The organism is Evansella clarkii, from assembly GCF_002019695.1.
Classification (GTDB): Bacteria; Bacillota; Bacilli; order Bacillales; family Salisediminibacteriaceae; genus Evansella; species Evansella clarkii.
The window spans coordinates 4464160-4476783 of sequence record NZ_KV917376.1 but is presented as its reverse complement, the minus strand read 5'-3'; the positions used below and the strand labels follow the sequence as shown (position 1 = coordinate 4476783).

The window sequence follows — 12624 nt, the reverse complement described above, 5'->3', positions numbered from 1 at the left end:
CAGCTGCCGGAATACACGCAGACTGCTCCTGCTTTTATTAATGAATAAACTCGTGATAACGAAGGAGAAAGCGGAGGGACGCATATGAAGGTTAAAGAATCAATGGTGGGCATGGTCGCGTATCAGCCTGGAAAACCTATCGAAGAAGTAAAAAGAGAACTAGGTCTTAGTGAAGTGGTAAAGCTTGCATCAAATGAAAACCCATATGGTTATTCATCTAAAGTGAAAGAGGCAATCAGCCAGGCGCTGACAGATCTGGCAGTGTATCCTGACGGCTACGCAAGAGAAATTCGTGAAAAAACAGCTGAATCACTTGGTGTTAAGGAAACGGAACTTATTTTTGGCAACGGTTCTGACGAAGTAATCCTCATCTTGTGCAGAGCTATTCTGACAAAAAATGATAACATTGTAACAGCTGCACCAACTTTCCCCCAGTACCGGCATAATGCTGTGATTGAGGGAGCGGAAGTAAAAGAGGTACCACTAAGAGACGGAGTACACGATCTGGACGCTATGCTTGAGGCTATAGATGAAAATACTAAAATGGTATTTGTTTGTAATCCCAATAACCCAACTGGTACATATGTCGGCGAAAAAGCGTTCAGTGAGTTCCTTAAAAAAGTGCCTTCTGATGTCCTTGTTATAAGTGATGAAGCTTATTATGAGTATGTGGAAGCGGCAGACTACCCACAAACACTTCCATTGCTGAAGGATTTTCCTAACCTTATTATTTTAAGGACTTTTTCAAAGGCATACGGACTGGCATCATTAAGGATAGGCTATGGAATTGCCCATGAGGAAGTAGTTAAAGCAATTGACCCGGGACGTGAGCCATTTAATACAAATACACTGGCACAGAAGGCTGCTTGTGCTGCACTGGAAGATAAAGACTTTATTAGTGAGTGTTATGAAAAAAACAGAACTGAAATGAAAAGGTATGAGGAATTCTGCAAAGAGAATAACCTGAATTTCTTCCCTTCGCAAACAAATTTCATTTTAATCGATTTTAATAAACCAGGAGGAGATGTGTTTAATTACCTTCTTTCAAAAGGGTTTATTACAAGAAACGGAGAAGCCCTCGGATATCCTTCCGCAGTAAGGATAACCCTTGGCAATAAAGAGCAAAATGAAAGACTCTTAAAGGAGCTTGCGGTTCTGGTTAAATAAGGAGGTCCTATTTTTGGCAAAGCGTGTTTTAGTTTTAGGATTAGGATTGATCGGAGGATCACTAAGTTTAAATGTAAAAAAAGAGCATCCCGGCTGCACATTAATTGGCTGGGATGCGGATGACAAAGTAAACAAACTCGCTTTGTCTCTTAAAATTGTGGATGAAACAGCTGTTGACTATAAAAAAGAAGCAGTAAATGCAGATCTTATTATTCTTGCTGTTCCTGTTCAAAGCGCTGTGGAAATGCTTGGGGAGCTTTCCGAATTGCAATTAAAGAAAGACTGCATTATTACAGACGTAGGGAGCACGAAAACAACGATCATGGATAAGGCCAGGGTGTTTTCAGAAAAGGGAGCGGCCTTTATCGGCGGGCACCCGATGGCAGGCTCCCATAAAACTGGGGTAACCGCGTCAAATGAAAGGCTTTTTGAGAACGCGTTTTATATACTTACTCCACCGGAAGGGACACCAGCATCTAAAATTATCCAGCTTCAAAACTGGCTGCGGGGCACGAGGTCAAAATTTATTGAGCTGCACCCTGAGGAACATGACCGGTTTGCAGGTATGATCAGCCACCTGCCTCATATTATTGCTTCTTCTCTTGTTCTGAAAGCGGGAGAGATGGGAAAGGAAAATCCTATTGTTTCCCGGCTGGCTGCAGGAGGTTTCAGAGACTTGACCAGGATTGCCTCTGCTTCACCTGCTATGTGGCGTGATATCCTGTTACATAATAGGCAAGTACTGCTGGAAATGCTTCAAGAATGGGACGGGGCCCTTCAGGAAGTAAAGAATATGCTGGAAGAAGAAGATAAAATTGGGATTTACAACTTCTTCGCTGAGGCAAAAGCATTGCGTGATCAGCTGCCCGCCCGTAAAAAAGGCGCTCTCATGCCGTTCAATGATCTATATGTGGACATCCCTGACCATCCTGGGGTAATATCTGACGTCACTGGAATACTGGCCAAGAAGGAAATCAGTCTTACCAATATTAGAATCATCGAGGCCAGGGAGGATATTATGGGTGTCCTCCAGCTGAGTTTCCGTTCAAGAGAAGATCTAGTTACAGCAAAACAGATTCTCCATGACCATATGTATGAAACACATGAATTGCTTTAGGAGCTGAAAAAAATGGAAGAAATTATTAACAGAGCACCACAGGGATTAAACGGGGAATTATCTGTCCCGGGAGATAAATCTATCTCCCATAGAGCAGTTATGTTTTCTTCAATTGCTGAAGGCACATCGGAAATAACCGGTTTTCTTAAAGGAGATGACTGTCTGAGCACCATCCGCTGTATGAAACAGCTGGGTGTTGTTATTCATGAAGAGAACGATAAAATTATCGTGGAAGGCAGGGGACTGGAGGGTCTTCAGGAACCTGATTCCATACTGGATGTAGGCAATTCCGGTACAACGATCCGGCTCCTGTCCGGTATCCTTGCCACAAGGCCATTTTCCGCTGTCCTGGCAGGTGATGATTCTATTGCTAAAAGGCCTATGGGGAGAGTGACAGGGCCGCTAAAAATGATGAATGCAAAAATTGACGGGCGGGATAATGGGAGATTTACACCACTGACAATCAGAGGCGGCAATCTTGTACCCGTACATTACCACTCCCCCATTGCCAGCGCTCAGGTGAAATCGGCTGTCCTGCTAGCAGGACTTGGGGCTGAAGGTAAAACGACGGTAACGGAGCCTTATCGATCAAGAGACCATACAGAGCGGATGCTCAAAGCTTTTGGTGCAAAAGTGGAGGTGGAAGGAACGAACGCTTCTGTATACGGGCAACCAGAACTTACTGCCACCACTGTAAAGGTTCCGGGGGATATTTCATCCGCAGCATTTTTCCTCGCTGGAGCCGCTATTACACCGTCCAGCTCAGTAAGGCTTGAAAATGTGGGTATAAACCCTACGAGAACCGGTATTCTTGATGTACTGGAGCAAATGGGTGCAGATGTAACAATACAAGAGGAAGAATCATCAGGAAATGAGCCTTCAGCAACAATTGAAATCAAATCCAGCCGCCTGAAGGGTATTACAATAAGCGGAGAATTGATACCAAGGTTAATAGACGAAATACCTGCAATAGCTGTACTCGCAACCCAGGCGGAGGGCAGGACGGTAATTAAAGACGCTGAGGAACTTAAGGTAAAAGAAACCAACCGTATTGACACTATGGTTAACCAGCTGAAAAAACTGGGAGCTGATATTGAAGCGACCAGTGACGGAATGATTATTAACGGTCCGTCTGAGCTTCAGGGCGGGAGTGCTGACAGTTTTGGCGACCACAGAATTGGCATGGCAATGGCTTTATGCGGGCTGATTGCCGACGGACCAGTTACAGTTAAGAATACAGAAGCCGTTGCAGTTTCCTATCCACACTTCTTTAAGGATTTAAATATGCTGATTAATGGCTGACATAAAAGCTCTCTTCTTTTCATAGCTTGTCTATGAGAGGAGGGGAGCTTTTTGAAGTATATTATGAATATCTGGGACGAGACCATGAATAAATCACGAGGTTTATGGATAGACAGAGGAAAAGTAAGGTATGCAGAATTCCCTGTGAGTCCTGCAGGGATATTTAAAATGAATACGAAAGAATTTAATGTCTTCCCTGGAAAAATTACTCTTGATACTCAGGCAGCAGAACAATTTTCAGCAGGTAATGGGATATCCTATGTCAAGCAGAAGCTGCTTCATGGCTTTACAACTCTTATACATGCTGTGAATATCGAATATGAAAGTGAAAGTGACGACTGCCTGCAGGACACAAGGCACAAGCTTTCCGATTGTCCTGTTGATTATATACAGGCAGTGAAGCTCCCCCTGGCGAGAATGTCTGAAAGCTGGATGCGCAGCCTAAGGCAGCAGTCGGTACCAATAGTAATTTTTTATGCTGAGTCAGCCTATGAAATAGCTGCTGCTCCTTGGCAGCGGTTTGCTGAAGCTATGTTTCCAAAAAGAATGATGCTGATTTGTAAACCATTAGAAAAAGTAACTGATATGAAAGAAAAAGCAAAAATATACGCCTCCTGGAAACATATCGTAGATGTATTTAAATTCAATTCCTATTATAGTTTTCCCGACCCAGGCATTCCCGTTTCTCCCTTTCTTGCAAAAAGAACAGGTCTCTTTCCTAAAAAGGGATCTCTTGTAATGGGCAGCGATGCTGATTATCTTATGTATTCTTCCTCAGCCGAACAGGCTGCGCAGCCATTTAAGGTTCCTGACATTATTGTTTTAAAAGGGAAGATAGTGAAAACAGGGACCAAATGGAAACTCTCAAACATAAAAGGAAAAGAGTTAACCAATCTTATTCCGGAAAAATTCCTTCCGATACAGGAGATTTATAAATATGAGGATTAGCTGGCTGAGGTAGGGAAGGGGAGGCAATGTCCTTCACTCTGTAGCAGCCAATTGTTTGACTCTTTAATACTATTGGTTAAAATGGTTAATGAGTCGAATAGTGAAAGGTGATTATTATGAACGAACAACTGCGGAACGCGATACAATTAATAGAAAACGGGCAGCATGAAGAAGGGCTGCAGAAAGTGGAAAAGCTTTCTGGCAAGGCTGATGACGAAACGAAAAGAACTATCGCTGAATTATATTACGAACTTGGCTTAGTAGACAGAGCTCTTCCTCTCGTTGAAGAGCTCATGTTCAATTACCCGGAAAATGGAGAACTGTTTGCTTTTGCTGCAGAATGCTACAGTGAACTGGGCAGGGAAGACGAAGCTGTTGAGATGCTGAACGAAATTGATGAAAGCGACCCGGCCTTTATCCAGTCCCAGCTGCTGCTGGCTGATATATACCAAAACCAGGGACTTGAAGAAGTTGCTGAGCAAAAGCTGCTCCAGGCGGAAAAGCTCGCTCCGGAAGAGCCTGTAATTCAATTTGGGCTCGGTGAGTTTTATTTAAACCGCGGAGATTATCATCACTCAATTCCTTATTTTAAAAAGGTGATCCATCAGAACAAGCTCCCGGAAGACCATCCTCTCAATCCTGCTTTACGTATTGCTGAAGCATATGGGGCGACAGGGCAGTTCGAGGAAGCTCTGGAGTACTATGAAAAAGGTCTTCAAAAAGAGGAAAGCTCTGACGGATTATTCGGTTATGGATATACAGCCCTGCAGGTGGATGATTATGAAACTGCAGTGAAGCAGTTTACGAAATTAAAGGAAACAGATCCTGATTATACTACTTTATTTCCGTATCTGGCTAAAGCGCTCCGCTCCCTGAACCGAATGGAGGATGCGCTCGAAGTTCTAAAGGAAGGGATTAGCCGTGACGAGTATAATGAGGAACTATATCTGGAAATGGCAAGGCTTCAGTTTTCAGCAGGAAACGGAAAAGAAGGGCAGAATTATCTTGAGAAGGTTATTGCAATCAATCCTTCAAATGTCTCTGCAGTGAAGGAACTGCTGCTTTATTTCCGGGAAGAGGAAATGTATGACGAAACTATTGATCTGGTAACGTTTCTCCATGATTATGGGGAATATGACCCCTTCTTCGAAAGATACAAGGGTAAAGCCCTTTATGAAAACGACAGGCTTGAAGAAGCTGCAGAAGCATATAAAAATGCACTGGAAGCATTTGAAGAAGATGAGACACTGCTTGAAGAAGCAGCCTACGCAAATTTAGAAGCTGGCAGAAAAGATTCCGGAATTTCATATTTGAAGAAGCTCCTCTCTCTGCAGCCTGACCGGCTGGACATTGAAGAGAGACTTGCTAATTTAACCGAATAAACGTAAGCATCCGGCAAATTCCGGATGCTTTTTCTTTTTGTGAGGAATAATAAAAGGCAAAATAAGAGAAGAGGTGCACCTTATGAATTTAACGGAAGTTCTTTTATCTCAGCCACAGTCAGAATTAGTTAGCAGGGCAAAAGCGCTGGGGGTCTCGTGCAACTTGTATTCCAGACAAGAGCTTGCAGGGGGTCTGATTAACGAACTTCTTAATGAGGAACTGGCATTGGGAAAATGGGGGAAACTCGAAGCAGCCGGTCAGCAGCTTCTCCTTCCGTTTGTGTACTCTACATTTCACTATTCGTTTACAGACAGTGAGCTTATTACCTTTATAAACAAATCTGAAAGAGGGAAATTCGAAAGGTTAATTACCATTCTGAAAGAAGACGGCTGGATATACAAAACAGAAAAGGGAGGCTGGCTGCTGCCGGATGAGCTGCGCCAGAAAATTCACACGTTCGTATGCAGAAAGTTTTCTGATACATTCATTTATATCCCTGACAGTCAAAACAATAATACGGCAAATATTATTAATGATTTGTTCCTTTTTATGGAGTATCTGGCAGAGAGGCCTGTAAAACTTTCAAAGAACAAAATTATTAATAAAAGGGAACTGGAAAGAATTCTGAATCTGCTGTCCCTGGGGGAAAAGCTCCCTGAAGAGCAATGGCGGTTTGGTTATGGACGTTACTTTAACTATTATCCCGACTGTTTTTCCCTGCTCTATGATTTTGTGTTCAGCCAGGGATGGATCTGTGAAGCAGGAGAAAAACTTATCGTTACAGAAAAGTGGGAGGCCGGGCAGAACTTATCCCTTAACGAAATCCTGGACAGACTGATGCGGGTTTATATTTCTGTATACAAACGTGCAGTTCCAAGTCTTCCTTTTCTCATCAATATGCTCAGCCATGGGCTTTCTTCAGAAATGGCTGCAGCAAAAAAAGAGACAGCTGAATTTCTTGAAAAATACGTAGAAGTATATTATTATGACACTCCTGCTGATATCATTGAGAAAAGATTGTTTAAAGTTCTGGAATATATAGGGTTTCTTTCCTGCACAGTGCTGGACGGATGCTGCTATATAACTCTTGCTCAGAGGAAAAGTACAGGTCAAAGTAAATTTATTTAAGGGATAATCGAAATTTTATAAAGGAATTTTTGACTCTGTAAAGAATATATTAGTAAAATAGAAAGCATGAAAGTGTCTCAGTATACTTCGTTGCTGCTGCAGCTAAGATTGTCTTCCTCAAGTATTACTCAGAAAAAGAGGGAGGAATTATGATGAACAACCCTGTTCCTGTTATGGAAAAACGTGATTTCTTAAAATGGTTTCTGGATCAGTATCAGCTTAAGCGGAGAGAATGTGCCTGGCTCCTGAACTTTCTTATGAGTGATGAACTTCTTATGGAACGGGTGCATTTTGTGGAACAGGCGGACTATTGCCCGAAGGCGCTCGTAATTTCAGCAAGTGATGTGGACAGCGTTCCTTTTGCTTTCCATAAGAACCAGCATGTGACGATGGACGCAGAGAAGTCCTTTCATGACATTCGCCTGAACAGGAATGAAGACGTTTATATTCAGCTCAATTTTCAGAACAAGCAGTCAATACCGCAATATATGGCTGTACTGGAGGAGAATCCTTATCTGCCTGTAAACAAGGAAGAGGCTAATGTACAAAGCCTTCTCGCCGAAATGGTGCTGGATAAGGCGGTCCGGGACTATCAGCTCTCCGGACTGGAAAAAGCAATTGACCGTGCGCTCGCTGATGGAGACGAAAGGACCTTTCATGATCTCGTAAAACAATACAATGATTTAAAAGCCCTGTACTAATTAGGGCTTTTCTTTTGGAAATTAACAGACTTTATAATCAAATCAGCAAAGGAGAGGAATTGCATTGAAGTGGACTACACAGCAAATGGATACATATCTAAATTCAAAAGAGTACGTTGACACAGCGGTGATCCCGCTGATTCCCCTCGACTGGGAAAAAGATCCAAAAGGAAAGGTATCAATGGGAGAGTTTACATCTCTTGTTACAGAAGAACTGGAAAGACAGTTCAAAGGCAGGATATTTCAAATAGCACCTTTTACCTATTTATCCGGTGAAGCAGATGAGCAAAAATTAGAACGCCTTCTTGAATGGGACAGGCACTTTTTTAAAAACGGTTTCAAACATATCGTCTATGTTACTTCTGACGGGGACTGGAAAAAACTCGAAAACGAACTTCCGGACATGCTTATCTGGATGCCGTCATTATCACTGGAATCCATGGATGCTTCCTATGCGAAGGAGATTTTAAACCAGCAGATGAAACAGATGCTTCCATTAATTACCGATAAATGGCAGCAGGAACCGAAAGAACGATCTTAACATTTGATTTCTGATGTTTTCTGAGTATACTATTTCACGCCTTTTTCATAATGTTCTGAATATAATGCTCTGGTTTTAGGCGAAAAAGTGCTGATTTAAGCGGCTCAATGGTTTTTCTGCCAGTACGTGTACAGGCAGCCGATTTTTTAACCAAGTTCTAATAGAATTTGTTGACATTCGTAGAATTATTGGGCTATCATGATTATGTCTTAGTATCTTATTTTGTGTGTCGTTTAGATTACATAGATGTGAGGAGGGAAGGTCGTGGAAGAAAAGAAACACAAAGTGTCCAGACGCCAGTTTTTATCTTATTGTCTGATGGGCGTCGGCGGCTTTATGGCTGCGGGGATGATTAGTCCAATGGTTCGGTTCGCACTTGACCCGGCTCTAGAGGCAGGCGGCGAATCTGATTTTGTACAAGTTACAACTCTCGATGATTTAACAGAGGAGCCTCAGCGTTTCGACTTCCAGGTGGAAGTAGAGGATGCTTGGTATACATCTGACCAGCCAAGATCTGCGTGGATATACAGAGAAGGCGACGAGATTGTTGCATTATCGCCTACATGTACTCACCTGGGATGTACAGTTAACTGGGAAGGGCATGATGATCATCCAAATCAGTTTTACTGTCCATGCCACCACGGGCGTTTTGAGAAGGATGGAGTAAATATTGCAGGAACGCCACCGACGCGCCCGCTTGACGTGTATGAAGTGGAAGTACGTGACGGAAGCGTGTATTTAGGAAGACCTATGCAACGGTAGAAGGGGGCGTAACGGATGTTACAAAAAATTTATGATTGGGTGGATGAACGTCTTGATATTACGCCTATGTGGCGGGATGTCGCCGACCATGAGGTTCCGGAACACGTTAACCCGGCCCATCATTTTTCAGCTTTTGTTTATTGTTTCGGAGGATTGACATTTTTCGTAACCGTTATCCAGATCCTTTCCGGAATGTTTTTAACAATGTATTATGTACCGGATATTATTCATGCATATGAATCAGTTTATTTCCTGCAGAATGAGGTAACACATGGTGTGATCGTTCGTGGTATGCACCATTGGGGGGCGAGTCTTGTTATCGTCATGATGTTCCTTCATACTCTCCGGGTATTTTTCACTGGGTCATATAAAAAACCACGTGAATTAAACTGGGTTGTTGGAGTTCTGATGTTCTTTGTAATGCTTGGCCTTGGATTCACAGGCTATCTCCTTCCATGGGATATGAAAGCTTACTTTGCAACAGTAGTAGGACTTGAAATTGCAGAAAGTGTTCCGGTTGTGGGAGGATTTGCGAAGGCTCTGTTAGCCGGCGGAGAAATTATCGGTGCTCAGACGCTGACCAGGTTCTTTGCCATTCATGTATTCTTCCTGCCTGGAGCTTTACTGGGATTACTTGCAGCCCACTTTATCATGATTCGTAAGCAAGGAATCTCCGGTCCATTGTAAGATGGAACGGATTTGAAGAGGAGGGAAAGCTATGCAACGCGGGAAAGGTATGAAATTTGTCGAGGATTCCCGAATACCGGCTGAAAGAAAGCCGAACATACCAAAAGATTATTCTGAATACCCAGGTAAAACAGAGGCATTCTGGCCGAATTTCCTGCTTCGTGAATGGATGATTGGGGCTGTTTTTCTCGTCGGTTATCTATGTTTAACAGTGGCGCACCCGTCACCGCTTGAACGTGTGGCAGATCCGACGGACTCGGGCTACATACCATTGCCTGACTGGTATTTCTTATTCTTGTATCAATTACTGAAATATGAATTCGCTGCAGGTCCATATACTGTTATTGGGGCAGTGGTTATGCCTGGTATTGCTTTCGGTGCGCTTCTTCTTGCACCATGGCTTGACAGAGGTGTTGAAAGACGACCATTTAAGCGTCCAATCGCCAGCGGACTAATGATGCTTGGTGTCATATCTGTCATTTTCCTGACATGGGAATCAGTAGATGAGCATGACTGGGAAGCTGCAGCACAGCAGGGTGAAATCGTCGATGATATAGAAGTCGATGAAGAATCCGAGGCCTTTGAGATTTATCTCAATCAGCAGTCCTGTATAGGCTGTCATGGCGGTGACATGCTTGGCGGAGCCGCAGGTCCAAGTGTCTTTGCAAGTGAATACACTGCAGAGGAAGTTAAGGATATCATCGAAAACGGTCTTGGAGATATGCCTCCTGGACAGTTCGATGGAACCGATGAAGAACTTGAAACACTTGCTGAATTTATCGCAAACGACGGCCAGGATCCAAACGGCGACGGCGGAGACGATGAATAGTAAATGAATGGAGAAAGCTGACTGAACTTGTTCAGTCAGCTTTTTTTCAAATAATCTCTGTTAATAGAGAATGTTTTTTTGGGTAAGTTGATTGCAGGTGAATGTGCGAGACTGTCTCTTCCTCTTCAGAACAGCTCCGCAGAATATACGTCAAGACAAATCGACGCATTTGCAAGGGAGCCGTGAAGATTAAGCAGATGTTACGCTTATGCCTGTGGTGCAAGCGAGAGTCTTTTACCCCTACACCTGTATTTAACCAAGCCTTCAAATATATTGGAAAAGCAAAAAGGACAGATGCTTATGTGGAAAGAATATTTAATTACAATGTTGAGAGACAGAGCATTCCTTTGGATACTTCTCATAATTAATATATTAGGAACTATATACGGCTACATATGGTACATCCCTCAACTGGAACGCACTCCTGGCATATTTCTCATTTTCGTTCCTGACAGCCCTACAGCAAGTTTATTCTTTTGTTTCGTATTAGCTGCATTTCTCCTGAGGAAAAGCATTCCCTTAATCGAAGCCTTAGCAGCCGTAACGCTGCTGAAGTACGGAATTTGGGCAGTAGCTATGATTGTTGCTGCAGCGGCCGCTGGAGACACGCTCACATGGCAGCAATATATGCTGATTGGCTCTCACCTGGGAATGGCTGTACAAGGGTTGCTGTACTCGCCTTTTTACAGAATAAAGGCCTGGCACTTAATAGCAGCCGCTGTATGGACTCTGCATAATGATGTTATTGATTATATCTATGGTATGCATCCGTGGGTTTCCAGTTCTATCTATTCATATATAAATGAAATCGCTTATTTTACATTCTGGCTGAGTATTGGCTGTTTATTGACAGTATATGTGTGTAATAAATATATAGAAAAAAGAGAACTTTAAAAGCTACAGACAAGTGAACAATGCTTTCTATCAGGTACGTGAAGAATTTAAAGGGTATTAAAAATCCTGATAACCAATGCAGTTAGAACTGAATAATTTTCCGGTCTATTCCTGTCCACTCCCTCATACGTTAGAGTATGAATAAGGGGAGGGACAGGCATGGCCGAAAGATTATTAATTTTAATCCTTATCTTATGCACAGTATTATTCCTGCCATTCGCATCAGTAAGTGCGAATGGGGAGGGAGAAATAACAGGTGCGGAATTATGGAGACAGCTTAATCATACGAGCGATACTATATTGCAGTATATCAGGGAAAACCGTTATGAGGAGGCTCATCAGCTGCTCGATAGTTTTTCAGATCAGTTTTTATCCATCAGAGCGTCGGATTATCATCTGTCAATGTCTGAGCTGCAAGTGATTACTTCAGTTTATGAAGAAGTTGACGAGGCCGTAGTAAGTGTCTCGCTTCCCCATGAAGAACGGGTAAATAAGGCTGCAAAACTGAGACTCCTGGTAGATGTGTACGATAAAGCCCATCAGCCATTATGGAAAAAGACAAAGAGCTCTCTTTTTGAACCTGCCGCTGCTTTAAAATCTGCAGCAGAAGAAGGGGATAAGAGTAAATTTACTCAAAATATCGAGAAGTTTACCGGGGCTTACGAGATAGTGAAGCCAGCCTGGTCTGTAAGTCTTAAACCTGAAGAGTTTCAGCAGTTTAATGCCCTTGTCAATTATCTGAAAAACACAGGTTTGCAAGGGGAGAACACAGCAGTCCTCCTCGACAGGCTGAATCTCCTGGAAGCGATGCTGACAGAAATTTTTGAAGGTAAGAAGGAGGAGGCTTCAGACCCTTCGTTAATATGGGTAATATTAACAATTGGAGGGGCGATTGTCACAGCTCTCACTTACAGTGGCTGGAGAAAGTATAAAGGTGAAAAAGAGGAAGAATATAAGCCCGAAAAAAGGCGGAACCGATAAAGTGACCCTTCAATCAGTGGGGGGGCATCCCCAACTGATTGTTAACTGAACTAATCGGGATGTTAGCGTCCGTTTCTCCCGCCTGAACATCTTCGCTTCACCTCGTGCTTTGAAGCGGGAGTACTACGGACGGTTACATCGGGATAAATCTTCTTAATTGACAGTTTATAAAAGTTTGACTAAA

The 12624-nt window shown here is 42.9% G+C and carries 13 protein-coding genes; all 13 read left to right on the top strand.

Features of this window, described 5'->3' with window-relative positions; genetic code table 11:
• Window positions 1-84 precede the first annotated feature (84 nt).
• The 13 genes from hisC (at window position 85) to BK582_RS20965 (ending at window position 12440) form a co-directional block, all read left to right on the top strand.
• Complete coding sequence (gene hisC, locus BK582_RS21025) at window positions 85-1167, top strand: histidinol-phosphate transaminase (RefSeq protein WP_078596911.1); 1083 nt, start codon at window positions 85-87, stop codon at window positions 1165-1167.
• A gap of 13 nt (window positions 1168-1180) precedes the next feature.
• The gene (locus BK582_RS21020) at window positions 1181-2284 is read left to right on the top strand and encodes a prephenate dehydrogenase (RefSeq protein ID WP_078596910.1); all 1104 of its coding nucleotides are present in this window, start codon (window positions 1181-1183) and stop codon (window positions 2282-2284) included.
• Window positions 2285-2296: 12 nt separating this feature from the next.
• The gene (gene aroA, locus BK582_RS21015) at window positions 2297-3586 is read left to right on the top strand and encodes a 3-phosphoshikimate 1-carboxyvinyltransferase (RefSeq protein WP_078596909.1); all 1290 of its coding nucleotides are present in this window, start codon (window positions 2297-2299) and stop codon (window positions 3584-3586) included.
• 51 nt (window positions 3587-3637) lie between these two features.
• Window positions 3638-4534: a hypothetical protein gene (locus tag BK582_RS21010; RefSeq protein ID WP_078596908.1), complete on the top strand. Its 897-nt coding sequence runs from the start codon at window positions 3638-3640 to the stop codon at window positions 4532-4534.
• A gap of 116 nt (window positions 4535-4650) precedes the next feature.
• Window positions 4651-5916, top strand: a complete 1266-nt coding sequence (locus tag BK582_RS21005; RefSeq protein ID WP_078596907.1) for a tetratricopeptide repeat protein — start codon at window positions 4651-4653, stop codon at window positions 5914-5916.
• Between the two features lie 82 nt (window positions 5917-5998).
• Window positions 5999-7045 carry a hypothetical protein gene (locus BK582_RS21000; protein WP_078596906.1) on the top strand — a complete coding sequence of 349 codons (1047 nt, stop codon included), beginning with the start codon at window positions 5999-6001 and terminating at the stop codon, window positions 7043-7045.
• 152 nt (window positions 7046-7197) lie between these two features.
• Window positions 7198-7746 (top strand): ReoY family proteolytic degradation factor, encoded by a 549-nt coding sequence (locus BK582_RS20995; RefSeq protein WP_078596905.1) that lies wholly within the window; start codon window positions 7198-7200, stop codon window positions 7744-7746.
• A gap of 64 nt (window positions 7747-7810) precedes the next feature.
• Window positions 7811-8287, top strand: a complete 477-nt coding sequence (locus BK582_RS20990) for a YpiF family protein (protein ID WP_078596904.1) — start codon at window positions 7811-7813, stop codon at window positions 8285-8287.
• Window positions 8288-8551: 264 nt separating this feature from the next.
• Window positions 8552-9049, top strand: coding sequence for a QcrA and Rieske domain-containing protein (locus BK582_RS20985; RefSeq protein WP_134163589.1), 498 nt, complete (start codon window positions 8552-8554; stop codon window positions 9047-9049).
• A gap of 15 nt (window positions 9050-9064) precedes the next feature.
• Window positions 9065-9736 (top strand): menaquinol-cytochrome c reductase cytochrome b subunit, encoded by a 672-nt coding sequence (qcrB, locus tag BK582_RS20980; protein ID WP_078596903.1) that lies wholly within the window; start codon window positions 9065-9067, stop codon window positions 9734-9736.
• Window positions 9737-9767: 31 nt separating this feature from the next.
• Entirely contained in the window at window positions 9768-10565 is a 798-nt protein-coding gene (locus BK582_RS20975; RefSeq protein WP_078596902.1) for a menaquinol-cytochrome c reductase cytochrome b/c subunit, read from the top strand.
• A 300-nt stretch (window positions 10566-10865) separates the two neighbouring features.
• On the top strand, window positions 10866-11459 hold the full coding sequence (lhaT, locus tag BK582_RS20970; protein ID WP_078596901.1) for a lipoprotein heptaprenylglyceryl N-acetyltransferase LhaT: 594 nt from the start codon (window positions 10866-10868) through the stop codon (window positions 11457-11459).
• Window positions 11460-11618: 159 nt separating this feature from the next.
• Complete coding sequence (locus BK582_RS20965) at window positions 11619-12440, top strand: sporulation protein YpjB (RefSeq protein ID WP_078596900.1); 822 nt, start codon at window positions 11619-11621, stop codon at window positions 12438-12440.
• The last annotated feature ends 184 nt before the right edge of the window (window positions 12441-12624 follow it).

Coding starts and splice junctions, on each gene's coding strand:
- hisC (WP_078596911.1), top strand. CDS start 85: ATGAAGGTTAAAGAATCAATGGTGGGCATGGTCGCGTATCAGCCTGGA.
- aroA (WP_078596909.1), top strand. CDS start 2,297: ATGGAAGAAATTATTAACAGAGCACCACAGGGATTAAACGGGGAATTA.
- BK582_RS21005 (WP_078596907.1), top strand. CDS start 4,651: ATGAACGAACAACTGCGGAACGCGATACAATTAATAGAAAACGGGCAG.
- BK582_RS21000 (WP_078596906.1), top strand. CDS start 5,999: ATGAATTTAACGGAAGTTCTTTTATCTCAGCCACAGTCAGAATTAGTT.
- BK582_RS20995 (WP_078596905.1), top strand. CDS start 7,198: ATGAACAACCCTGTTCCTGTTATGGAAAAACGTGATTTCTTAAAATGG.
- qcrB (WP_078596903.1), top strand. CDS start 9,065: ATGTTACAAAAAATTTATGATTGGGTGGATGAACGTCTTGATATTACG.
- BK582_RS20975 (WP_078596902.1), top strand. CDS start 9,768: ATGCAACGCGGGAAAGGTATGAAATTTGTCGAGGATTCCCGAATACCG.
- lhaT (WP_078596901.1), top strand. CDS start 10,866: ATGTGGAAAGAATATTTAATTACAATGTTGAGAGACAGAGCATTCCTT.
- BK582_RS20965 (WP_078596900.1), top strand. CDS start 11,619: ATGGCCGAAAGATTATTAATTTTAATCCTTATCTTATGCACAGTATTA.